We start from the raw sequence: 21,740 nt of genomic DNA, 5'->3' as shown, positions 1-21,740 counted from the left end.
CTAAACCAAATGGCACGCGACGCGGTGAGCGTGGCCCACTTCACGCAGCACGGGGACTTCCTGGCGGCAGCGGTCGGTCACCAGCGGGCAGCGCGAGGAGAAGCGGCAGCCGGAAGGCGGGTGAGAAGGATCGGGGATTTCGCCCTGAATAGCGGCCACCGGCTCGCTGTTTGGATCCAGCGTCGGGACCGCGGCCAGCAGTGCCTGGGTATACGGGTGCAGCGGCTGGCTGAATAGTACGTCGCGGCTGGCGGTTTCCACCAGTTGGCCGAGGTACATGACCGCCACGTCGTCGCACAGGTGTTCCACCACGCCGAGATCGTGCGAGATAAACAGGAACGTCACGCCGCGTTCGTCGCGCAGATCGGAAAACAGATTGATGATCTGCGCCTGAATGGAAACGTCGAGCGCCGAAATCGGTTCATCCGCGATAATAAAATCGGGGTTAAGGATCAGCGCACGGGCGATGCCAATGCGCTGGCGCTGGCCGCCGGAGAACTCGTGCGGGAAGCGGTTGTAATGCTGAGGCGAAAGGCCGCAAATCTTCATTACTTCCAACACGTTATCCCGCAGCTCGGCGCGGGTGCAAAGCTTGTGCTCCAGCATCGCCTCGCCGATGGCGTCTCCTACACGGATGCGCGGGTTTAGCGAGCTGTAGGGATCCTGAAAGACGAGCTGAATTTTAGGCCGCAGCGCCCGCGACTCTTTGGCGCTCAGCTCGCTTAGCTCCTTGCCGCGATATTTCACGCTGCCGGCGGTTTTGTCATACAGGCCGAGCAGGGTGCGCCCAACGGTGGTTTTCCCGCTGCCGGACTCGCCTACCAGGCCGAAAATCGTGCCCTGACGAATGTTAAAGCTGACGCCGTCGACCGCGCGAAGCTCGCCGGTTTGCTGGCCGAACAGCCCGTCACGTAGCGGGAAGTGTTTTTTGAGTCCTTCGACTTCAATAACGTACTGATTGTTCACGATGCGGACTCCACTAACTCGCTGTAGAAACAGGCGGCCTGACGCCGCTGGCCGAGCAGCGCCGGAATGCCCTGGCGGCAGCGATCGGTGGCGTGCTCGCAGCGATCGGTAAAGGCGCAGTAAGGCGGCAGGGCAGCCAAATCGGGGACCTGGCCGGGGATAGAATAGAGCCTGCGGCGGCGCTCGCCGGGCACCGGCCGGGAAGCGATCAGCCCTTTGGTATACGGGTGCAGCGGATGGCGGAGCACGTCAGCCGTTGGCCCTTGTTCGACGATGCGCCCGGCATACATCACCACGACGTGCTCCGCCATTTGGGCGATAACGCCGAGATCGTGGGTGATCAGCATCAGCGCCATGTGGTGCTGGCGCGCCTGATCCCGCAGCAGGCGGAGGATTTGAGCCTGAACGGTCACGTCCAGCGCCGTGGTGGGCTCATCGGCGATCAGCAGTTTTGGCCGGCAGCTCAGCGCCATGGCGATCATTACCCGTTGCAGCATGCCGCCGGAGAGCTGATGCGGATAGCTGGCCATCAGGCTCTCCGCTCGCGCCAGCCCGACGTCGGTCAGCATTTGTGTCGCGAGGTTCCAGGCGGCTTTCGGCGTTTCTCCGCGATGACGGATCGGCGGCTCACAAAGCTGATCGCCGATGGTCAGCACCGGATTCAGGGCGGTCATCGGCTCCTGGAAAATCATTGCCAGCTCGTTGCCGCGTAAATCTGCCATTTGCGCAGGCTTAAGGCCGAGCAGGTTCTTGCCCTGAAAGAGGATCTCGCCGCCGTCAATCCGCGCGGCCTGTGGAGGGAGTAAACCCATCAGCGACATGGCGGTCACGCTTTTGCCGCAGCCGGACTCCCCGACGACGCCAACGGTTTGCCCGGCATGAACGGTAAACGATACGTCCTGCACGGCGCGCACGCGGCCCTGCTCTCCGGCGAAGGAGAGGGAGAGGTTGTTAAACTCAATCAGCGCTTCGCTCATTTCACGCCTCGCTTCATTTTCGGATCCAGCGCATCGCGCAGGCCGTCGCCCAGCACGTTAATCGCGATCACGGTGATAAAAATGGCTATTCCCGGCGGCATCCATAACCACGGGCGGCGCTGGAAGTCGATCAGGCTGTTGGCGCTGTCCATCATATTGCCCCAGGAAGGGGTAGGCGGCACGACGCCGAGGCCCAGGTAGCTCAGCGCCGACTCCATCAGAATGGCGTTGGCCACCGCCATGGTGGCCATGACCACCAGAATTGGAATGGTGTTCGGCAGCAGGTGGCCGAACAGGCGACGGCGGGCGGATAGGCCCAGCACGCGAGTTGCCAGCATAAAGTCGCGTTCGCGCAGAGAAAGGATTTGCCCGCGCACCAGTCGCGCCAGCTTCGGCCACTCCAGCAGGCTCAGCATGATGACCACCATGTAAATACGCGAGTCCGGCGAGAAGTCGAGCTCCGACAGCATCGCGCCCGCGACGATCAGCAGCGGCAGGCTGGGAATGGTCATCACCAGATCTGCCAGGCGCATAATCAGTTTGTCGGTCCAGCCGCCCAGGTAGCCGGAAACCGCGCCGAGCAGGTAGCCGAGGGTGACCGATAGCAGCATGGTCAACAGGCCGATGATTAACGAGATGCGCCCGGCAAGCAGCAGGCGGGTGTAGACGTCACGCCCGAGGAAGTCGGTGCCCAGCCAGTGCACTTCGCCCGGCGGTTTGTTGATCATCAGCGCGTCGGTGGCGTCGTCTTTCCACGGCGACCAGAGCGGCCCAAACGCGCACCATACCGCCATCACCATCAGCAAAATCAGGCACAACATCGCCAGATGGTTGCGCCTCAGCGCCTGCCAGGCCTGACGCCACGGCGAAGGCGTGACCTGCGCCAGCGCCGGGATTTCCGCCTTGCGCAGGCGGCGATTGGTAGAAAACAGAGAGCTTAACATCACGACCTCACACGAATGCGCGGGTCGGCCCACGCGTAAAGCACATCGGCAATCAGGTTGCCGAGGATCGTCAGCACCGCCAGAAACAGCGTGAAGCCCATCAGCACCGGGTAATCACGGGCGGCGAGTGAATCAATATGAATGTGGCCCGCGCCCGGCCAGTTAAAGACTTTTTCGGTAATGATCGCGCCTGAAAACAGCCCCGGCAGCTCAAAGCCCAGCAGGGTGATGATCGGTAGCAGCGCGTTGCGCAGGGCGTGTTTGAGGATAACGGTACGCTCGCGCAGCCCTTTGGCGCGGGCGGTGCGGATAAAGTCCATCTTTACTACGTCCAGCATGCTGGCGCGGAAATAGCGCGTCAGGCTGCCAGCCTGCAGCATCACCAGGGCGAGGACGGGCAGCACAAGGTGGGCGGCAACCTGCACGACGTAGGCCCAGCCGGTTGCGTCGCTGCCGGTATTGGTCATGCCGCCGACCGGTAGCCAGTGCAGATCCACCGCGAACCATTTGATAAGCAACAGGCAGAGGAAAAAGGTCGGGAAAGACATGGCGGCGAACACCAGCACGCTCACCAGGTGGTCAAACAGCGAGTTGGGCTTCATGGCCGAGACAATGCCCACCGCCAGGCCAATGCCCCAGTAAAACACCAGCGCGATGGAGGCCAGCAGGAAAGAGTTCCAGATGTACTGGTTTAGCAGCTGGCTGACCGGGATCTGGTATTGCAAAGAGAAGCCTAAGTCGCCGGTCATGAGCTGACCAAGCCAGTGGATATAGCGGGTGAACAGCGGCTGGTCGAGGCCGTAAATAGCCTTTAGCTCGGCGACGCGGGCGGCGGTCAGCGTAATATTCCCGTCGATAAAGTCGCCGGGCGTTTTCGCGAACAGCATAAAGATAATAAACGAGGCGAGCAGCAGCATCGGCAGGGTTTGTAGCAGGCGACGCAGAATAAAATTTTTCATTACGTTCTCACTGCCGCCGCCCCGGTAAAAGGGCGGCGGCGAGGTTTACTGCATTACTTAACGATTTTCACATCCGGCAGGCTGCCGGTCAGGCCGTTGTAGATGTCCGGCTTAAAGCCGGTGACGCGGGCGCTGCTGGCGGACAGTATTTTGCGGTTGCCGAGCAGAATCGCCGGTGGATCCGCAGCCAGCACCTTATACAGCTCGTGGTAGATAGCTTTACGCTTCTCTTCATCCAGCGTGGCGTTGCCGTCGTTTATCAGCTTATCGACCTGCGCATTGCTGTAGCCGGAGGCCTTCGCTTCATTGCTGTAGAAGTCCCAGACGCCGTCGTGCGGATCGTTCAGCGTGCTGGTGCTGAAGGAGGCCAGATCGTAGTTGCCCGCTTTACGCTGTGCCATCAGGGCGTTGAAGTCGACGACCTGCGGCTTCAGCAGCACGCCGATTTGCTGCCAGTTCTCTTTAGCGATCGGGATCAGTGCGTCGTTCAGCACTTTTTTGCTCGCCAGCAGCGTCAGTTCCAGACGTTTGCCGTCCTTCACGCGGATGCCGTCCGGGCCTGGTTTCCAGCCCGCTTCATCCAGCAGCTTTTTCGCTTGCGTAGGATCGAATTTATACGGATTTACGCCTTCCGGGTTATAGGCCCAGGAGATCGGCGAGATCGGTTCGTTGGCGACAGTGCCGTAGCCCTGGTAAACCACGTCGATCAGCTTCTGGCGATCCAGGCCGTAGATCAGTGCCTGGCGGACTTTTACGTCCTGCAGCGCCGGGCGACGAACGTTGAATTCAACCTTGCTGTAGTCGCTGGAGCCGTAAAGGTTGATATTGGCGAAGCCCAGCAGTTTCAGCTGTTCAATATCGTCCGGGCGTGAGGTAAAGGCGTCGTAATCCGTCTCGCCGGTCTGGAACAGCTGGAAGTTGGTGGACGGGTTAGTCACGCGGTAGATAAAGCGCGGCGTTGGCGGCGTGCCGCGGTAGAAATGGGTGTTGGCGTGGAAGCGAATTTCCTGCCCCGGAATGTACTTATCGTAAACATAAGGACCGTTGCCCAGCGGTTTACCGTGCAGGGTACGCAGGTAATCCAGGTTGCCGGGCTGGTAGCCTTTGCCGTAGTAAGCTTTCGACAGCACCGGGCCGCCAATCTTGCCCAGCGTGGTTGCGCCCGGTTGGGTGGTGGTGACCTGCAGCGTAAGCGGGTCAATAACCTTCAGGCCGCTGACGCGGTCGGCTTTCCCGGCTTTGTAATCTGCGCCGCCGGCAATGTTGGCCAGCGTAATGTCGGTATCGCCGTCATATTTCGGGTCATACAGCACGGTGAGGGTGAACGCGACGTCTTCGGCGGTCAGCGGAGAGCCGTCGCTAAAGGTCAGGTCAGGGCGCAGCTTGATGGTGTAGACCTTGCCGTCCGGGCTGACTTTCCAGCTTTCGGCGAGGCCTGGCACCAGGTTGCCGTGGCTGTCCCAGTCAATCAGGCGCGAGAAAATGACGTTGGTGACGTTTTCATCCCAGCCGTTAACGAAGAAGTAAGGGTTAAAGATGCCCTGTGGTTCAGAGATCCCGGCCACAACCGTGTCTTTGCGAAGCTTAGCGGTGGCAGGGATCTGGCTCGCGTCGGTGGCGGGCGTGATGCCTTCTTTTAAAATGTCATCGGCTGTTGCTGCGCCGGAGAAAACCACCACGCTGCTAATCAGGGCTGCCTGTAATGCCAGGCGAAAGCGCGTGGGTTTTGTTTGTAATGCGTCAAGTAACCTGGCCAATAGCATTCCCTCAAGATTTTTTGCTGTAAAATTTACAAATCATGACGAAAGATAAAAGCCGGAATTGTCACTGTCTAACAACGAAATGCTATGCCTTATAGCGATTTGTTCCTTTGCGCGGGGGAAGAGAATGATTTGTGCTGAAGCTGATTTTCGCCCAGGAGCCTGCATAACATTCCTGGTGGGGGATTTTCGAAGTGTAACCATTCCTTGCCACTCCCGACGCCAAATGTTAAAAGGTGCCCCTTTGACAAATCACAAAGGAGCAGGGCGTGAAAAACACGTCAGTCGCATCTGAGCCACAGGGCCAGAATGCGGGGCCGGAGGATGGCCATCAATTACAGCGCGGGTTGCAGAACCGCCATATTCAGCTGATTGCGCTGGGCGGCGCGATTGGCACCGGACTTTTTCTCGGCATTGGCCCGGCGATCCAAATGGCGGGGCCTGCCGTACTGCTGGGCTACGGCGTGGCGGGGATGATCGCGTTTCTGATCATGCGTCAGCTTGGTGAAATGGTGGTTGAAGAGCCGGTTTCTGGTTCGTTTTCCCATTTTGCCTATAAGTACTGGGGGCCTTTCGCCGGGTTCCTGTCCGGCTGGAACTACTGGGTGATGTTCGTGCTGGTCGGCATGGCGGAACTGACCGCCGGCGGCATTTATATGCAGTACTGGTTCCCGGACGTGCCGACCTGGACGTGGGTGGCCCTGTTCTTCGTGGTGATTAACGCCGCGAACCTGGTGAACGTGCGCCTGTATGGCGAGATGGAGTTCTGGTTTGCGCTCATTAAGGTGCTGGCGATTGTCGGCATGATTGGCTTCGGTATCTGGCTGCTGGCCTCCGGCCACGGCGGAGAACGGGCGAGCGTCAGCAACCTCTGGCAGCACGGCGGCTTCCTCGCCACGGGCTGGCACGGGCTGATTCTGTCGCTGGCGGTGATCATGTTCTCGTTCGGTGGCCTGGAGCTTATCGGCATTACGGCGGCGGAAGCGCGCTCGCCGCAAACCACCATCCCGAAGGCGGTTAATCAGGTGGTTTACCGTATTCTGCTGTTTTATATCGGCTCGCTGGTGGTGCTGCTTTCGCTCTATCCGTGGCTGGAAATTAAGTCCAGCAGCAGCCCGTTCGTGATGATTTTCCACGAGCTGAACAGTAATGTGGTTGCCTCGGCGCTCAACTTCGTGATTCTGGTGGCTTCGCTGTCCGTTTATAACAGCGGCGTGTATTCCAACAGCCGCATGCTGTTCGGGCTGTCCGTGCAGCGTAATGCGCCAAAATTCCTGGCGAAAGTCAGCCGTGGCGGCGTGCCGGTGAATTCGCTGCTGCTGTCTGGCGCAATCACTTCGCTGGTTGTCGTTTTAAACTACCTGCTGCCGCATGAGGCCTTTGGTCTGCTGATGGCGCTGGTGGTGGCGACCCTGCTGCTGAACTGGATCATGATCTCGCTGGCGCACATTAAGTTCCGTCGGGCAATGCGCAGCCAGGGGCATGAAACCAGCTTCAGGGCGCTGCTGTACCCGTTCGGCAACTATCTGTGTATTGCCTTTATGATGATGGTGCTGGGGCTGATGTGTACCATCGACGGTATGCGTCTGTCTGCGATGCTGCTGCCGGCCTGGATAGTGTTCCTGTTTGTCGCCTTTAAGCTGCTGCGCCGTAAAGCCAGCTAAAGTCCAACAATAACGCCAACGGTTTTTAATAGGGTTGGCGTTATTTATCTTAAATTTAAAAAGAGCGCTTAATTTCCCTTTGGGAAATAGAATCTTTCTGCCATAACAAAATAAACTACAGCACTTTTACAATTAACGCCTAAGTTAATGACAAATTAATTTTCATTTTCGCCGCTTATCAAATAGTCCTTTCTTATTTACCTCATTCGGCAGAATATATCGCCGCACACTGCAGCGCATCGCGCCAATAAATAACAACATCGCATACCTTTTGCCACGCTCGCTGGCACTCTTCTCTTTTACAGCTTGGGATTTATATGAGAGTTAACAACCCTGTTACGCAGCAGGAGCATCTTCTCAGGGACGGAGAGGCTTTGATGTCGACCACCGATATTCGCAGCCATATTACTTATGCCAATTCTGCTTTTATTAAAGCCTGTGGTTTTACCGAACAAGAGTTAATGGGCGAGGCGCACAATCTTATTCGTCATCCCGATATGCCGCCCGAGGCGTTTGCCGATATGTGGGCCACTTTACAGCAGGGAGACAGCTGGACGGGGATGGTTAAAAATCGGCGGAAAAATGGTGATTTTTACTGGGTCCGTGCGAACGTGACCCCGGTTTACCATGACGGCGAACTGACCGGGTATATTTCGGTGCGAACGGTGCCGGAGCGAGAGGAAGTGGCGGCAAGCGAAGCGCTATATCAGGCCGTCAGAGAGAAACGTGCCGGGCACCTGCGCTTCTTTAAAGGGCTGGTTATCCGTCGCGGCTGGAAAAGCGTGCTGTCGCTCTTTCAGCGCCTTTCATTGTCTCAACGGCTCTTCGGGGCGCTGGTTACGTTAGCGCTGGCCGTTGGCGTGATGCCGCTGGCGCATTTGAACAGCGGCGGGCAGGCGGCGCTGACCGTTTTGCTGCTTGCCGCGCTGGGGAGCTTTCTCCAGCAGCAAATTATCAGGCCGGTAAAAACCATCGTCCGGCAAATGCAGAGAATTGTCTCCGGGCAAAAAACCGGGCTGATTCAGCTTAATCGCGTGGATGAGATAGGCCTGATGATGCGTCTGGTAAACCAGTCGGGGCTTAATCTGCGCTCGCTGGTGGATGATGTAGGCGGCCAGGTCAGCGGCATCGGCGGGATAAGCCAGCAGCTGGCAGGTAGCAGCCGGGCGATGAGCGAACGTACCGATGAAACCTACGCCCAGCTGCAGCAGACGGCGGCGGCCATTGAGGAGATCTCCGGCGCGGTCGAGCAGACGGCGGATTCTGCCGCGCAGACGTCGCAAATGGCAGACAGGGCCAGCCAAAGTGCGCTGGAGGGCGAGCAGATGATGAAACGCACGCTGACGATGATGGAGTCGATGGCGGAGGCCAGCGAGCATATCGTCGAGATAATCAGCGTTATCGACAAAATTGCTTTCCAGACTAACATCCTCGCGCTGAATGCTGCGGTGGAGGCGGCCAGAGCAGGCGTTTCCGGGCGGGGTTTTGCGGTGGTGGCCGCTGAAGTCCGTAACCTGGCACAGCATTCCGCCTCGGCGGCGAAAGAAATTAAAACGCTGATCGATCGTAACGCAGCCAGCGTCAGCTCGGGCGTTGCCGAAGTGAAAAGTGCGGAAAAGCACATCAGCGAAATGGCAGAAGAGATAGTCAGGATGGCTGGGTTGATAAGAGAAATTGGCGATGCGACCCGCGAGCAGACCAGCGCGCTTGGGCTTATTAACCATTCGGTGGAGCAAATAAGTACCATGACGCAGAACAATGCCGACATGGTGGTGCAGGCAGGCGCGGTCGTTGAAAATCTTAATCAACGTGCGCGGCGCTTAACCAGCGCGATTAACGTCTACGGCAGTTAATTTTGCTGTGCCGGACGTGGGTGACAGTGATGTCCGGCACCTTATCCTCCTGGATTTACGCTATCATGCTGGCCTAAATTAAGCGGAAGTTTGAAAGGGCAGGGTGATGAGCGTTAGTCGGAAAGGGATGCTGTATGTGTTGTTTGCGGCGGTGCTGTGGGGAAGCTCCGGGGTGTGTGCGCAATACATTATGGAGCAGAGCCATATTTCCTCGGCGTCGCTGACCATGCTGCGGCTGCTGTTTTCCGGCCTGATCCTGCTGATGCTGTCGTTTATGCACGGGGACAAAATCTTCGCCGTGTTTAAGCTGCGTGAAGACCTGATTTCTCTGCTGATTTTTACCCTTTGCGGCGCGTTAACGGTGCAGTTGACCTTCCTGCTGACCATCGAGCAGTCCAACGCCGCAACCGCCACGGTCCTGCAGTTCCTCTCGCCAACCATTATCGTGGCCTGGTTTGCCTTCGTGCGTAAAAAGCGCTCCGGCAAGCTGGTTTATGCGGCGATCGGAACCTCGCTCATCGGGACCTTTGTGCTGGTGACTCACGGCAACCCTGCGTCGATTACCATCTCGGGCAGCGCGCTGTTTTGGGGGATTGCCTCCGCGTTTGCCGCAGCGTTTTACACGACGTACCCCTCGAAGCTTATCTCCCGCTACGGCACGTTACCGATAGTCGGCTGGAGCATGCTGCTGGGCGGCGCGGCACTGCTGCCGTTTTACGCCAGCCAGCCAGGCAGTTTTACCACGAGCGGCGGCACGCTGCTGGCCTTTTTCTACCTGGTCATCGTGGGCACGGCTATTACCTTCAGCCTCTATCTGACCGGCGCGCAAATGATTGGTGGGGCAAAGGCCAGTATTCTCAGCTGCGCGGAGCCGTTAAGCAGCGCGCTGCTGTCGGTATTGCTGCTGGGGATTAGCTTTACGCTGCCGGACTGGCTGGGATCGCTGCTGATTATCTCTTCCGTGGTGCTTATCTCTTTGGATTCCCGAGGTAAGCTGCATTCGCGCTAAAGCTCTACATTTTGCAAGGTTTAATTGTCGACAGAAATATCATATTTTGGTGGGTAGAAGTTACCGTTGTGATAGGGTAAAAAGTGCGCTTCCGGGCGTAAGTCTGCACCACCGATAAAGGTATTTCAGTGTGATGATTGATAATCTAATTGAGCGTATCTCCACCGCCTTAGACGCCGAATATACCCTGGAAGGTTTGGTCAGACAGCTGTTGGAGATGCTGGAGCTGGTGACCAATATGGAATCCACCTACCTGACCCGCATCGACGCGGAGGGCAGCCAGCAGCATATTGTTTTTTCCCGCAATACGAAGGCGATGAATATCCCCGAGGGGCTCTCCGTTCCCTGGGAAGACACGTTGTGCAAACGCGCGTTGGACGAAGGCCGTCGCTATACCTGCGATGTGGCGAGCGTTTGGGGGGATTCTGAAGCGGCAAAGGCGCTGGGGATTGTGACCTACGTCAGCACGCCCGTGACGCTTGCCGATGGCTCGCTCTACGGCACGCTGTGCGCCGCCAGTTCCGAACAGCGCATCCTCACCGATCATAGTGAACAAGTGTTGCAGCTGTTTTCTCAACTGATTGCCCAGCAGATCCAAAATGAGCAGCTGATGAAGAAGCTGCAGCAGGCCAACGTCGCACTGACCACCGCCAGCTACACCGACGATCTCACCGGGCTGCCTAACCGCCGTGCGGTCTTCGATCAACTTCCTCGCCTGTTCTCCCGAGCCAAAGACGACGCCCGCTACGTGCTGGTGGCGTTTGCCGATCTCGACGGATTTAAGCAGATAAACGATATGCACGGCCATGAAACCGGAGACGATTTCCTTTGCGCGATCGGCAAGCGGCTCAAAGAGGGCGTGAGGGGCGATGAGATTCTGGGCCGAATTGGCGGGGATGAGTTTATCGTCGCCGGGGCAGGGCCGACGGAATACAGCGAAGCTTTGCGCGCGGCGACCGCCTTTCGTAACAGATTGTCAGCGCTGCTGAGCGGAGAGTATCAGCTAAAATCCTGCGTGATTGACTATGCCGGGCCAAGCATCGGCGCTATCGCCATTAATCCCGCGATCACCACCCCGGACGATGCGCTACGCGAGGCGGATACGCTGATGTATGTCGATAAGAAACGCCGTAAGAATAGCGCGGCGGTAAACTAAACGCCGCGCTCAGGCTTCAGGATGCTGGCGTCACCGGGACTGCACTGCCGCTTAGCTCGGTGACCAAATCGTTCACGCCGTCGCTCATGTTGACGAAGCGGGTTAGCGGCGAGCGCGTAACCACCACGAAAACGCCCACGTTATTTTGCGGCACCATCGCCATGTAGGTGATGAAGCCACCGCCGCCGCCGGTTTTCTGAATAATGCCCGGGCGGCCCTCTTTCGGCGACATCCACACCCAGCCCATGCCCAGTGCATCGGCTTTGCCCGGCACGTCCATGCCAATAACCTTATGCAGCTGGCTGCGCTGATAAATCAGGGTTTGCATTCTGTCGGCCTGATTCCCGCGATGATGGAAGTCGGAGGAGAGGAATTGCTGCATCCAGCGCATCATATCTCCCGGCGTGGAATAGACGCCGCCGCTGCCGACGGCCGCCAGCGTATTATCGCACGGGCTGGCCCCTTTCTCGGCGATCATCAGGCGTTTGCACTGGTCTGGCGAAGGGGTAAAGGTGGTGTCTTTCATGCCCAACGGGCGGGCAATCTGCTCATCGAACAGATCTGCGTAAGGCCTACCGGTTGCGCGAGACAGGGCATCGGCCAGCAGGTCAAACGCCAGGTTTGAATAGGCGGCGACGGTGCCCGGCGCGGCCTTCAGCGTAGCCTGTGAGAGCCAGTTCCAGCGCTGATCTCGCGTTGGCCAGGTAAACACCGTGCGGTGCGCTACGCCGCCGGGCTGTTCGCGCGGCAGAGAGCTGGTGTGGGTGGCAAGGTTAACCAGCGTGATCGGCTGGCCGTTAAAGGTCGGCACGCGCGCGCCGGGAGGTGCATACTTGCTGAGCGGATCGTTAAGCTGGACTTTTCCCTGATCGAGCATTTTAACCAGCATTTCGCTGGTCATTAGCTTTGTCAGGGAGGCGATGCGAATCACCGAATCCAGCTGCGGGCGAACGTTATTGCCCGGTCGGGTATCGCCGAAGCTGCGAAACACCCGCTGGTTGCCGTCAATGACTACGATGGCCATCCCGGTCGCACCGCTGCCGTAGTAGATGTGGTTTGCGTAGCGATCGACCACGTCGGCGGCGAATTCTGGCGCCGGTGATGGTTGCGCAAAACTAAGCGCTGGAAGCAGGGCTGCGGCCAGCATAAGAAGACGAGGGAGACGAGTTTTCAACGCAAAAATCCAGTTAGAAAAATAAAGCGGTATTGCAGGTATTTATACTACTCTGCGCCCTTATGCAAAGCGTCAATTCAGCGTTTGTGGCATGAAAAGCGTAACCGTGCGTTACATCACCAGATGGCGTACAAAACTTTGTCAGCCGGGGCTTCATGCAGCATTTTTTGTCTGTTTGTTCGTCGGTCCTGCTGACTGCGCGCTTTGACCGTAAAGAAAGATCTTAAATAAGAAGAAAAACTGACAATTTCACTACGCTGCTTTAGCAAAAAATGCGTATTATCCTGCCTGTTATTTATTGCGTCGCTGCAACTATTTTCCTTACGCAGCATCTTAGTTATAGCCCAAGGCGTACCGCTACTGATTGAGTTCTTTATGCGATACATAACCCTCTCGCATTAAGAAGTTAATATGTCAAATAAGCCGCTGTTTTATAAATGTCTTTTACACCCTCGCTACTGGTTGACCTGGTTTGGACTGGGTGTGCTTTGGCTGTGGGTGCAGCTTCCGTATCCGGTATTGATGAAGATGGGCGACCTCATTGGTCGTTTCTCCATGCGTTTCCTGAAGCGCCGGGTCACCATTGCCCGTCAAAACCTGCATCTTTGCTTCCCTCATTACACTGAGGCGCAGGTCGAGATGATCGTTCAGAAAAATTTCGGCTCGCTCGGTATGGGGCTGATTGAAACCGGCATGGCCTGGTTCTGGTCAGATGAACGCGTGCGCAAGTGGTTTGACGTCCGCGGCCTCGAGCACATCAACGCCGCCTGCGACAAAGGCAAGGGCGTGATGGTTATCGGCGTGCATTTTATGTCGCTGGAGCTCGGCGGGCGCGTCATGGGGCTGTGCCGCCCGATGATGGCAATGTACCGCCCGCACAATAACAAGGTGATGGAGTACGTGCAGACTCGCGGGCGTTCGCGTTCCAACAAAGCGATGCTCGACAGGCGCAATCTGAAAGGGATGGTGAAGGCGCTGAAATCCGGTGAGGCGGTGTGGTTTGCCCCTGACCAGGATTACGGCCCGAAAGGCAGTTCCTTTGCACCATTCTTTGCCGTTCAGGAGGCCGCGACAACCAACGGCACCTTTACCATTGCTCGCCTGGCAAAACCCGCCATTCTGACCACGGTTTTGATTCGTAAGCCCGGGGGCTCCGGTTATCAACTGGTTATTGAGCCTGAATTTTGTGACTATCCGGCCGAAGATGAGCAGGCCGCCGCGGCCTACGTGAACCGCAAGATTGAGCACGAAATCATGCGCGCGCCGGAGCAGTATCTGTGGCTGCATCGCCGCTTTAAAACCCGGCCGTTCGGCCATGCCGGGCTCTACACGATTTAATCTTCCGGCAGGTATGCTACGCTTTTTCCTTCTTAAATCTAAGGAGAGTCAGCATGCCTGCACCCCGCGTTGTGATGGTTATCGATATGCAAAACGGCGTTCTGGCGTCCCCCCGCCGGGCTCGCGAACAAACCGCCGCCAGAATTAATCAACTTATTGATGCGGCGGAAAAAGTGATTTTTATCCAGCATCACGAGGCGGAGCTTCAACCAGGCAGCCAGGCGTTCGACATTATTCCCGAACTGCATCGCCCGGCAGGGGCGCTGTATGTGACCAAAACGGCCTGCGATGCTTTCTACCGCACTACGCTGGATTCTTTGTTAAAACAAAATGAAATCAATGAGCTGGTGGTGTGCGGCTGCGCCACGGATTACTGCGTGGATACCACCGTCAAAAACGGCGTCAGCCGGGGCTATGCGATTACGGTTGCCAGCGATGCCCACACTACGGCTGACCGCGCGTCGGTAAGCGCCGAAGCGCTTATTCAGCACCACAACGAGGTTTGGGCTAATTTGTCGATTCCGGGCAATACGCTGGCGGTGAAAACGACCTCGGCCATTCTCAACGGCTGGCGCTAAGTTATGTAAACCCTCTCACTCCTTGATACAACATTCAGCAAGCATTATCGTAGAACGTTCGCTATAACCAGCAGATATAACAACAAAAAGTCGTATCAGGAGTGCTGTAATGTTTAAATCTTTCTTCCCGTCGCCGAAGCTGTTTTTTCTTTCGGCGGCACTATGGGGACTACTCGCAATCATATTTTGGCAGGCCGGCGGCGGCCTGTGGTTAGAAAACCTTGCGGGCGCCAGCCAGCAAATCCCCATTAGCGCGGCACGCTTCTGGACGCTAAAAGCATTTGTTTTTTATGTTTTTTACGCTGTCTGTGTCGGGCTTTTTGCCGGTGTGTGGGCGTTGGTGAGCCCACATCCCTGGCAACGTTGGTCGATTCTCGGCTCGTCGCTGATCGTCTTTGTGACCTGGTTTATGGTTGAGCTGGGCGTGGCGATTAACGCCTGGTATGCCCCGTTCTTTGACCTTATCCAAACCGCGTTGGCTTCCCCAAATAAAGTCCCTTTGCAGCGGTTCTATAGCGAAACCGGCGTATTCCTCGGCATTGCTCTTATTTATGTCACCGTCGGCGTGCTGAATAGCTTCTTTATCAGCCACTACGTCTTCCGCTGGCGCACCGCGATGAACGACTACTATATGGAAAACTGGCAGAAGCTGCGCCATATCGAAGGGGCGGCCCAGCGTGTGCAGGAAGACACCATGCGCTTTGCCTCCACGCTTGAGGATATGGGCGTGAGCCTGCTGCAGTCGGTGATGACCCTGATTGCCTTCTTGCCTATTCTTGTCGCGCTGTCTCCACACGTTAAAGAATTGCCGATTGTTGGCGCGGTGCCTTATGGCCTGGTAATTGCGGCGATTATCTGGTCGCTGATGGGAACCGGCCTGCTGGCTGCGGTCGGGATAAAGCTGCCGGGACTGCAGTTTAATAACCAGAAAGTGGAGGCCGCCTACCGTAAAGAGCTGGTTTACGGGGAAGATGACGCCAGTCGCGCGACTCCGCCAACGGTGAAAGCGCTGTTTGGCGACGTTCGACATAACTACTTCCGGCTCTACTTCCACTACACCTATTTCAACATCGTGCGCATCCTTTACCTCCAGATAGACAATGTGTTTGGCCTGTTCCTGCTGTTCCCTTCGATCGCCGCAGGTGCAATTACCCTGGGCCTGATGCAGCAGATAACCAACGCTTTTGGCCAGGTACGCGGCTCGTTCCAGTATCTGATCAGTTCCTGGACCACGCTGGTTGAGCTGATGTCTATCTACAAACGTCTGCGCAGCTTCGAGCGCACGCTGCAGGATGTGCCGGTGCCGGGTACCGAAGAAGCCGTCTAAGGCAAAAAGAAAAGGGATGGCGTAATGCCATCCCTTTTTTGATTAGTGCCCTGCGGAAGGGGCCCCCGGTGCGCCTGCCCGTATAAACGGCGGACGGGCAAACCAAATCACCACAATCAGCGCCATAAAGCCCCAGCCCAGCAGCCAGAAGTAGTCGATGGTCGACATCATATAGGCCTGCTGTTCGATGGTTTTATCCACCACGGCGAGGTGCTGCTGCGTAGCGCCGCCCATCTTATGCAGATAATCCATCGCCGAAGGGTTATAGGCCGACACGCTTTCCGTCAGGTTGGCGTGGTGGTAAACCTCGCGGCGGGACCAAATCCAGGTGGTCAGCGAAGAAGCAAACGACCCGCCGAGCACGCGGAAGAAGGTTGCCAGGCCAGAGCCTTCTGCGACTTCAACGCCGTGCAGGTTCGACAGCACAATGGTGGTTATCGGCATGAAGAAGAACGCCACGCCAATCCCCATGAACAGCTGCACTTCGGCAATAGTGCGGAAATCCACGCTGGTATTAAACTGCGCGCGCAGCAGGCACGAAGCGCCCATGGTCAGGAACGACAGCGTGGCCAGCAGGCGCATATCCACCTGGTTGGCGTAGCGCCCGACAATCGGCGTCAGCAGCAGCGGCAATACGCCCATCGGCGCGGCGGCAAGACCGGCCCAAATAGCGGTATAGCCCATCTGGGTCTGCAGCCACTGCGGCAGAATAATGTTGATGGCGAAGAACGCCGCGTACCCCAGCGTCAGCGACAATGTGCCGATGGCAAAGTTACGGTCGGCGAACAGCCGCAGGTTAACGATTGGGTGGCGCTCACCCAGTTCCCAAATGACAAACGATACCAGCGAAACGGCCGAGATAACCGACATGGTGATGATTTCCGGCGAGGCAAACCAGTCGAGATCGTTCCCCTTGTCCAGCACCACCTGAAGCAGCCCGACGCCGAGCACCAGCAGCGCAATGCCGATGTAGTCGATTGGGGCGATGGTGGTGGTCTCTTCGCGTTCACGCAGCTGCGCCCACACCACGATGGCGGCAAAGATCCCGATCGGCACGTTGATGTAGAAGATCCACGGCCAGGAATAGTTATCGGTTATCCAGCCCCCGGTGATCGGCCCGACAATCGGCGCGACAACCGTTACCATCGACAGCAGCGCCAGCGCCATACTTCGCTTGCTGGACGGGAAGATTATCAGCAGCAGCGTCTGGCACATCGGGAACATCGGCCCGGCGAAAAAGCCCTGCAGCGCACGGAAGATAATCAGCTCGGTCATGCTGTGGGCAAAACCGCACAGGAACGAGGTGAGGGTAAACAGCGCCACCGACCCGACGAACAGTTTGAGCTGCCCAAACCGGCGGGTAAACCAGCCGGTCAGCGGCAGGGCAATGGCGTTACACACCGCGAACGAGGTGATAACCCAGGTGCCCTGATCGGCGCTGACGCCGAGGTTACCGGCGATCGTCGGCAGCGCCACGTTAGCGATGGTGGAGTCCAGCACCTGCATAAAGGTGGCCAGCGACAGCGCGATGGTCGCCAGCAGCAGGCTGGGGGGCGTAAACGCCGCCTTATCTTGCATAACGACTCTCTTAGCGGTTGCCTGACGCTACCGGCTGGCTGTTGTCATGAAGGATTTTGGTGACCAGCTTGTCGGCTTCGTCCAGCGCGTTCTGGTAAACGTCGGTGGTGAAGCGCGGTGCGGCGACGGTCTTTTGCGGCAGCAGGTGGCCGTCAGCATTGCGGATATCCACGCGAGCAAACATCGACAGCCCTACGCGAAGCGGGTGCTTCTGCATGTCATGCGGGTCAAGCGTGATGCGGACCGGCAGGCGCTGCACGATTTTGATCCAGTTGCCGCTGGCGTTCTGGGCCGGTAACAGCGAGAAGGCGCTGCCGGTGCCGATGCCGAGGCTTTCAATGGTGCCCTGGTATTCCACGTCGTCGCCGTAGAGATCGGCGGTCAGCGTTACTTTCTGCCCCAGGCGCATGGCCTGCATCTGGCTCTCTTTGAAGTTGGCGTCAACCCACACCTGGTCCAGCGGCACAATCGCCAGCAGGGTAGTGCCGGAATCGACGCGCATGCCCAGCTGAACGGCGCGCTTAGCGACAAATCCGCTCACCGGCGCGACGATGGTGCTGCGCGCGTTGTCGAGGAAGCGCTGGCGCAGCGTGGCCACGGCGCTTTTAATTTCCGGATGGCTGTCGATGACCGTGTCATCCACCATTGCGAGGTTAGTGCGCAATGCCTGCTGGGCGGCGACCAGGTCGCTCTGCGCGCTGGTGACCGCATCGCGGTAGTGGGACAAGTCTTCAGCGGCAATCGCGCCGGTGGCAAAGATTTTCTGGCGGCGAGCGTAGTCGCTTTGCGCGGTTTGCAGCGCAACCTGCTTCGCGGCAACCTGGGCACGGTAGTTGTCCGCGGTGCTGTAAAGCCCGCGTACCTGGCGCACGGTGTTGGCAAGGTTGGCTTCCGCCTGCTGGAGCGCAATTTCGGTATCGCTTGGATCAAGCTGCACCAGCGGCTGGCCTTTTTCGACATAGTCGCCTTCATCGACGCTGACCTGAGTCACCGTCCCGCCGATTTGCGGCGTCAGCGTGACCTGGTTGCCGTTGACGTAAGCGTCGTCGGTTGTTTCGTAGTAGCGCGCGTAGAGCATGTACCACGCCACGCAGCCTGCGCCGATGAGCAACAGGATGATGAGAAAGATGGCGAAGTTACGCTTGCGTTTGCCCGGCGCGCGTTCAACCTGCTCGGTAGAGGTTTGCATTTTTTGTGGCCTTAATCAGAAAGCTCAGAGGTGGCGCTCGGTGATCTCATCCGGCAGCATTTTGATTAGCAGTTCATTGAGCTGCTTTGATTCTTCAGGCGTCAGGCGCTCGGTAAGGGTGCCGATAATCGACGCCAGCGCGTCGTTCTGGAAAGCTTCGCATAGCTCTTGCCCTTTCTCGGTCAGCGCCAGAATCACCTGACGTTTATCTTCGGGATTCACGTTTCGCACGATCAGATCTCGCTTCACCATTCGTTCAAGCATGCGGCTCATGGCGCCGGTATCCATCACCAGATTTTTGCTGACTTCAACCGGGCTGTTGAAGCCCTTAAAGATACTTATCAAGACTTTAAATTGCGCACCGGTAATGCCCATCGGCGAAAAATACTGGGTAATGAGCTGGTCTTTGAACTGGTTCGACAGGTGAATCAGCAGGCCAAGGTGCAGTTTAGAAGGAGGGATACCCGTAGAGTTACTCATGATATTTGCCTGGTCAGTAGTTGCAAATGAAATTACTGACCAGGCATCTAATTGTCAACGTTATGTCAGGATGAGAGCACGTTTTGTCAGCCAACCAGCCAGGACTGGGCCTCTTTTTTCATCGCAATTTCGAGGTCTGAGCCTTGCGTTGCAAACACGCGCTGTACAGGAAAACCTGATTTTTCCAGCAGATATGCGAGGGGGGCGTAGGCTGCCGGGTAGCGTTTTGCCGCCTCTTTATCAATGTCCACCGGGCCAAACGGGAAGTCGAATGAGCCAAAATCGTAAACCACCTGGCGGCGCAGAATTCGCCAGACGCCCTGGCGTTTTTCCAGCATGTCATAGAAACGGTTATGGCAGGTGGCGCCCATTTCTAACCTGTGGTTTTGGCCAATAATCATGGCGTTGGTTTCAGAGATCGCCTTGTCTTGTGCGCTATTGAAGCTGACGACCGGCGTACCAATCAGGTGTTTGGTGCTGATGTCGGACTTGCCCATCCGCATCGAGCCCTGGATAAATTCGCTGGCAAGGCCCTCAAACCAGGTGACTTCGATAGTGCCTTCCGGGTAGAAGAGCGCAGATAGCTTGTCCCACTGGGCAAGATCCCGGTGCATCCAGCCGTTGATTAAGTCGTTAATGGCGAGGCGGTCCTGCAAATAGTCACTGTTCATATAAGGCTCCTGTCAAGGTAAGGAGCCCATTGTTGCTCCGCGTTATTGATAAATGAAATATATTGATATGATGATTCAATCATTAAAATTGATGGCTGATGAGCATGGAATTAAGACACCTTCGCTACTTCGTGACGCTGGCCGAAACCGGTCATTTTGGCCAGGCCGCCGCGCGGCTGCACATTGTCCAGCCCGCGCTAAGTATGCAGATTCGCACGCTGGAAGACGAAGTAGGCGGGCCGCTGTTTACGCGCACCAGCCGTAAGGTCGAGCTAACGGAAGCGGGAAGATTGCTGCTGCCGGAGGCGAGACGCACGCTTGAACAGGCCGAGCACGCTAAAAATATAGTTCAGAGAGCGCTGCGGGGCGAAACCGGCCTGGTGAGAATTGGCTTTGCCGGTAACGCCGTGGTTTCCGGGTGCTTGATGAACGACGTTCGCGCTTTTCGCCGGCTTCTGCCGAAGGTCGAGCTTCAGCTTCAGGAAATGTCACCCCTCGCGCTCGGTGAGGCGCTCAGGCAGCGGGCTGTCGACGTAGCTTATACGCCGCTGATGGGCGAGCTTGCCGAAGATATTGAGGCGGTTAAAATTGCGGAATGGCCGATGATGGTTGCGGTGGCCGAAGGCAGCCCGCTGGCGGCCGAAAAGCGGATCACGCTTGAGATGCTGGCGCAGGTTCCTCATATTCAGTTCGCCGCCGGCGAGGGCGACGAAGCCCTGGAGCAGGTTCGGGAGCGGTGGGGCAGTGAAGTCCCCGAGCCGCTATACCGCGCATCCAGCACGCTTGGCGCACTGGCAATGGTGGCCTCCGGTTTTGGCATTGCGCTGCTGCCGCATTCTTTTACCCACATGGCTATCCCGCACCTGGTTTATCAGCCAATTTCCGATCGGCGACTGACGGCTGAATTGCTATTGTTAAGCCGTCGCGATGAAACTCAGGGGGCCGTTAAGGCCTGGGTTCGTCTGGCCCTGAAAAATAATCACAACGAAACGTTATGAGGATGACTTATTGAACAGGCAGCATGGATTGATGGCGCTCTCTCTGGGAGCCTTGTTGGTATTGACTGGGTGTACAACCAAAGGCAGCACGCCGGCCTCTACTACGACCGCGGCAGCTAAGCCAATAGATATCGAAACCGTTGCCCGGCGGAAAATCCCGGAAGGGGTAAAGGATAGGGCGGGCCTGGCAAAAGACCTGCTGACGACCTTAAAAAGCCAAAACCTTGAGCCGAACGAAGAGAACATCTGTTCCGTACTGGCCGTGGCGTTACAGGAGTCCAATCTGCAGGCTGACCCGGCGGTGCCGGGGTTGAATAAAATCGCCTGGAAAGAGATAGACCGCCGCGCCGAGAAAATGCACATTCCACCGCTGCTGGTGCATACCGCACTGCGCATTAATTCCCCCAACGGCAAGAGCTACAGCGAAAGGCTGGATAACGTCAAAACCGAAGGGCAGCTTAGCGCCATTTTTGACGACTTCCTGACGATGGTGCCGATGGGGCAGAAGCTGTTCGGCAGCTTTAACCCGGTGCGAACCGGCGGCACGATGCAGGTCAGCGTGGCCTTTGCCGAGAAGCATACCGACGGCTATCCGTGGAAGATGGAAGGCTCCGTGCGCCAGGAGGTCTTCACCCGCCGCGGTGGGCTTTGGTTTGGCACCTACCATCTGCTGAATTATCCGGCTAACTACAGCCAACCTCTTTATCGCTTTGCCGACTACAATGCGGGCTGGTACGCCAGCCGAAACGCTGCCTTCCAGAGCGCGGTCAGCCGCGCGGCGGGCGTGAAGCTGGCATTGGACGGGGACCTGATCCTCTATACCAGCGACAAGCCGAGCAGTACCGAGATGGCGGTGCGCAAGCTGTCAAAACAGCTGGATATGAGCGACAGCGAAATTCGCCGGGCGCTGCAAAAAGGGGACAGCATTGGGTTTGAAAAAACCAGCCTCTACAAGCAGGTCTTTGCGATAGCGGAGAAAAAGGCGGGTCAGCCGTTGCCGAAAGAGGTGCTGCCCGGCATCACGCTTGAAAGCCCGAAAATTACCCGCAATCTGACCACGGCCTGGTTTGCAAAACGGGTGGACGATAGACGGGCGAGCTGTATGCAGCGCTAAGCCGG

Annotated in this window: 19 protein-coding genes; 9 read left to right on the top strand and 10 right to left on the bottom strand. The window is 57.2% G+C overall.

The features are described 5' to 3' along the window. Genes JT31_RS07630 through JT31_RS07610 form a run of 5 tightly spaced genes read right to left on the bottom strand, consistent with a single transcriptional unit; the run spans position 1 to position 5,609 of the window. The gene (locus JT31_RS07630; RefSeq protein WP_038475216.1) at positions 1-966 is read right to left on the bottom strand and encodes an ABC transporter ATP-binding protein; all 966 of its coding nucleotides are present in this window, start codon (positions 964-966) and stop codon (positions 1-3) included. Further along, entirely contained in the window at positions 963-1,943 is a 981-nt protein-coding gene (locus JT31_RS07625) for an ABC transporter ATP-binding protein (RefSeq protein ID WP_038475214.1), read from the bottom strand. Before JT31_RS07625 ends, JT31_RS07630 begins: the two co-directional genes overlap by 4 nt. Further along, the gene (opp4C, locus tag JT31_RS07620) at positions 1,940-2,887 is read right to left on the bottom strand and encodes an oligopeptide ABC transporter permease (RefSeq protein WP_038475212.1); all 948 of its coding nucleotides are present in this window, start codon (positions 2,885-2,887) and stop codon (positions 1,940-1,942) included. The genes JT31_RS07625 and opp4C overlap by 4 nt, the downstream gene beginning before the upstream one ends. Next, positions 2,887-3,846: an ABC transporter permease gene (locus JT31_RS07615; RefSeq protein ID WP_038475210.1), complete on the bottom strand. Its 960-nt coding sequence runs from the start codon at positions 3,844-3,846 to the stop codon at positions 2,887-2,889. Before JT31_RS07615 ends, opp4C begins: the two co-directional genes overlap by 1 nt. Positions 3,847-3,899: 53 nt before the next feature. After that, positions 3,900-5,609, bottom strand: coding sequence for an ABC transporter substrate-binding protein (locus JT31_RS07610; protein WP_419177771.1), 1,710 nt, complete (start codon positions 5,607-5,609; stop codon positions 3,900-3,902). Positions 5,610-5,875: 266 nt separating this feature from the next. On the opposite strand from JT31_RS07610, the gene pheP reads away from it, so the two are divergent. The 4 genes from pheP to JT31_RS07590 all read left to right on the top strand — a co-directional run bounded on the left by pheP (position 5,876) and on the right by JT31_RS07590 (position 11,288). Further along, on the top strand, positions 5,876-7,270 hold the full coding sequence (pheP, locus tag JT31_RS07605) for a phenylalanine transporter (RefSeq protein WP_038475204.1): 1,395 nt from the start codon (positions 5,876-5,878) through the stop codon (positions 7,268-7,270). Between the two features lie 317 nt (positions 7,271-7,587). Continuing rightward, positions 7,588-9,123: a methyl-accepting chemotaxis protein gene (locus JT31_RS07600; protein WP_038475201.1), complete on the top strand. Its 1,536-nt coding sequence runs from the start codon at positions 7,588-7,590 to the stop codon at positions 9,121-9,123. A gap of 106 nt (positions 9,124-9,229) precedes the next feature. Beyond that, entirely contained in the window at positions 9,230-10,132 is a 903-nt protein-coding gene (locus JT31_RS07595; protein ID WP_038475199.1) for an EamA family transporter, read from the top strand. 133 nt (positions 10,133-10,265) lie between these two features. Further along, positions 10,266-11,288, top strand: a complete 1,023-nt coding sequence (locus tag JT31_RS07590) for a sensor domain-containing diguanylate cyclase (RefSeq protein ID WP_038475197.1) — start codon at positions 10,266-10,268, stop codon at positions 11,286-11,288. Positions 11,289-11,304: 16 nt separating this feature from the next. Here JT31_RS07590 and ampH read toward each other — a convergent pair whose 3' ends face one another. Next, a complete protein-coding gene (gene ampH, locus JT31_RS07585) occupies positions 11,305-12,462 on the bottom strand; it encodes a D-alanyl-D-alanine-carboxypeptidase/endopeptidase AmpH (protein WP_370527376.1) in 1,158 nt (385 codons plus the stop codon). 411 nt (positions 12,463-12,873) lie between these two features. Here ampH and lpxP point away from each other — a divergent pair, with 411 nt between their 5' ends. From lpxP to sbmA, 3 genes are all read left to right on the top strand, one after another. Beyond that, complete coding sequence (gene lpxP / locus JT31_RS07580; RefSeq protein ID WP_038475192.1) at positions 12,874-13,800, top strand: kdo(2)-lipid IV(A) palmitoleoyltransferase; 927 nt, start codon at positions 12,874-12,876, stop codon at positions 13,798-13,800. Between the two features lie 53 nt (positions 13,801-13,853). After that, positions 13,854-14,378: an isochorismatase family protein gene (locus JT31_RS07575; RefSeq protein WP_038475190.1), complete on the top strand. Its 525-nt coding sequence runs from the start codon at positions 13,854-13,856 to the stop codon at positions 14,376-14,378. Between the two features lie 109 nt (positions 14,379-14,487). Then, positions 14,488-15,705 (top strand): peptide antibiotic transporter SbmA, encoded by a 1,218-nt coding sequence (sbmA, locus tag JT31_RS07570; RefSeq protein ID WP_038475188.1) that lies wholly within the window; start codon positions 14,488-14,490, stop codon positions 15,703-15,705. A gap of 42 nt (positions 15,706-15,747) precedes the next feature. Here the strand turns inward: sbmA and JT31_RS07565 are convergent, their stop codons facing one another. The 4 genes from JT31_RS07565 to JT31_RS07550 form a co-directional block, all read right to left on the bottom strand. Next, the gene (locus JT31_RS07565; protein WP_038475186.1) at positions 15,748-17,283 is read right to left on the bottom strand and encodes a DHA2 family efflux MFS transporter permease subunit; all 1,536 of its coding nucleotides are present in this window, start codon (positions 17,281-17,283) and stop codon (positions 15,748-15,750) included. A gap of 10 nt (positions 17,284-17,293) precedes the next feature. Next, positions 17,294-18,472, bottom strand: a complete 1,179-nt coding sequence (locus tag JT31_RS07560) for an HlyD family efflux transporter periplasmic adaptor subunit (protein WP_038475184.1) — start codon at positions 18,470-18,472, stop codon at positions 17,294-17,296. 24 nt (positions 18,473-18,496) lie between these two features. Beyond that, entirely contained in the window at positions 18,497-18,952 is a 456-nt protein-coding gene (locus tag JT31_RS07555; RefSeq protein WP_038475182.1) for a MarR family transcriptional regulator, read from the bottom strand. An 86-nt stretch (positions 18,953-19,038) separates the two neighbouring features. Continuing rightward, positions 19,039-19,623 carry a nuclear transport factor 2 family protein gene (locus tag JT31_RS07550; protein ID WP_038475180.1) on the bottom strand — a complete coding sequence of 195 codons (585 nt, stop codon included), beginning with the start codon at positions 19,621-19,623 and terminating at the stop codon, positions 19,039-19,041. A gap of 104 nt (positions 19,624-19,727) precedes the next feature. Here JT31_RS07550 and JT31_RS07545 point away from each other — a divergent pair, with 104 nt between their 5' ends. Both JT31_RS07545 and JT31_RS07540 read left to right on the top strand, forming a co-directional pair. After that, a complete protein-coding gene (locus JT31_RS07545; RefSeq protein WP_038475178.1) occupies positions 19,728-20,621 on the top strand; it encodes a LysR substrate-binding domain-containing protein in 894 nt (297 codons plus the stop codon). 31 nt (positions 20,622-20,652) lie between these two features. Beyond that, positions 20,653-21,735 carry a DUF1615 domain-containing protein gene (locus JT31_RS07540; protein WP_038475176.1) on the top strand — a complete coding sequence of 361 codons (1,083 nt, stop codon included), beginning with the start codon at positions 20,653-20,655 and terminating at the stop codon, positions 21,733-21,735. Positions 21,736-21,740: the final 5 nt, after the last annotated feature.

The sequence above is a fragment of the Cedecea neteri genome (assembly GCF_000757825.1).
Classification (GTDB): Bacteria; Pseudomonadota; Gammaproteobacteria; order Enterobacterales; family Enterobacteriaceae; genus Cedecea; species Cedecea selenatireducens.
Note: the sequence above shows the minus strand (reverse complement) of the source record. Positions and strands in the feature narration are given on the sequence as shown.

Excerpts from the sequence above, each read along its gene's own strand:
- JT31_RS07545 (WP_038475178.1), top strand. The coding sequence starts at position 19,728 with ATGGAATTAAGACACCTTCGCTACTTCGTGACGCTGGCCGAAACCGGT.
- JT31_RS07595 (WP_038475199.1), top strand. The coding sequence starts at position 9,230 with ATGAGCGTTAGTCGGAAAGGGATGCTGTATGTGTTGTTTGCGGCGGTG.
- JT31_RS07625 (WP_038475214.1), bottom strand. The coding sequence starts at position 1,943 with ATGAGCGAAGCGCTGATTGAGTTTAACAACCTCTCCCTCTCCTTCGCC.
- sbmA (WP_038475188.1), top strand. The coding sequence starts at position 14,488 with ATGTTTAAATCTTTCTTCCCGTCGCCGAAGCTGTTTTTTCTTTCGGCG.
- JT31_RS07565 (WP_038475186.1), bottom strand. The coding sequence starts at position 17,283 with ATGCAAGATAAGGCGGCGTTTACGCCCCCCAGCCTGCTGCTGGCGACC.
- JT31_RS07610 (WP_419177771.1), bottom strand. The coding sequence starts at position 5,609 with ATGCTATTGGCCAGGTTACTTGACGCATTACAAACAAAACCCACGCGC.
- JT31_RS07560 (WP_038475184.1), bottom strand. The coding sequence starts at position 18,472 with ATGCAAACCTCTACCGAGCAGGTTGAACGCGCGCCGGGCAAACGCAAG.
- lpxP (WP_038475192.1), top strand. The coding sequence starts at position 12,874 with ATGTCAAATAAGCCGCTGTTTTATAAATGTCTTTTACACCCTCGCTAC.
- JT31_RS07615 (WP_038475210.1), bottom strand. The coding sequence starts at position 3,846 with ATGAAAAATTTTATTCTGCGTCGCCTGCTACAAACCCTGCCGATGCTG.
- JT31_RS07550 (WP_038475180.1), bottom strand. The coding sequence starts at position 19,623 with ATGAACAGTGACTATTTGCAGGACCGCCTCGCCATTAACGACTTAATC.
- opp4C (WP_038475212.1), bottom strand. The coding sequence starts at position 2,887 with ATGTTAAGCTCTCTGTTTTCTACCAATCGCCGCCTGCGCAAGGCGGAA.
- JT31_RS07555 (WP_038475182.1), bottom strand. The coding sequence starts at position 18,952 with ATGAGTAACTCTACGGGTATCCCTCCTTCTAAACTGCACCTTGGCCTG.
- JT31_RS07540 (WP_038475176.1), top strand. The coding sequence starts at position 20,653 with ATGGCGCTCTCTCTGGGAGCCTTGTTGGTATTGACTGGGTGTACAACC.
- JT31_RS07600 (WP_038475201.1), top strand. The coding sequence starts at position 7,588 with ATGAGAGTTAACAACCCTGTTACGCAGCAGGAGCATCTTCTCAGGGAC.
- JT31_RS07575 (WP_038475190.1), top strand. The coding sequence starts at position 13,854 with ATGCCTGCACCCCGCGTTGTGATGGTTATCGATATGCAAAACGGCGTT.
- JT31_RS07590 (WP_038475197.1), top strand. The coding sequence starts at position 10,266 with ATGATTGATAATCTAATTGAGCGTATCTCCACCGCCTTAGACGCCGAA.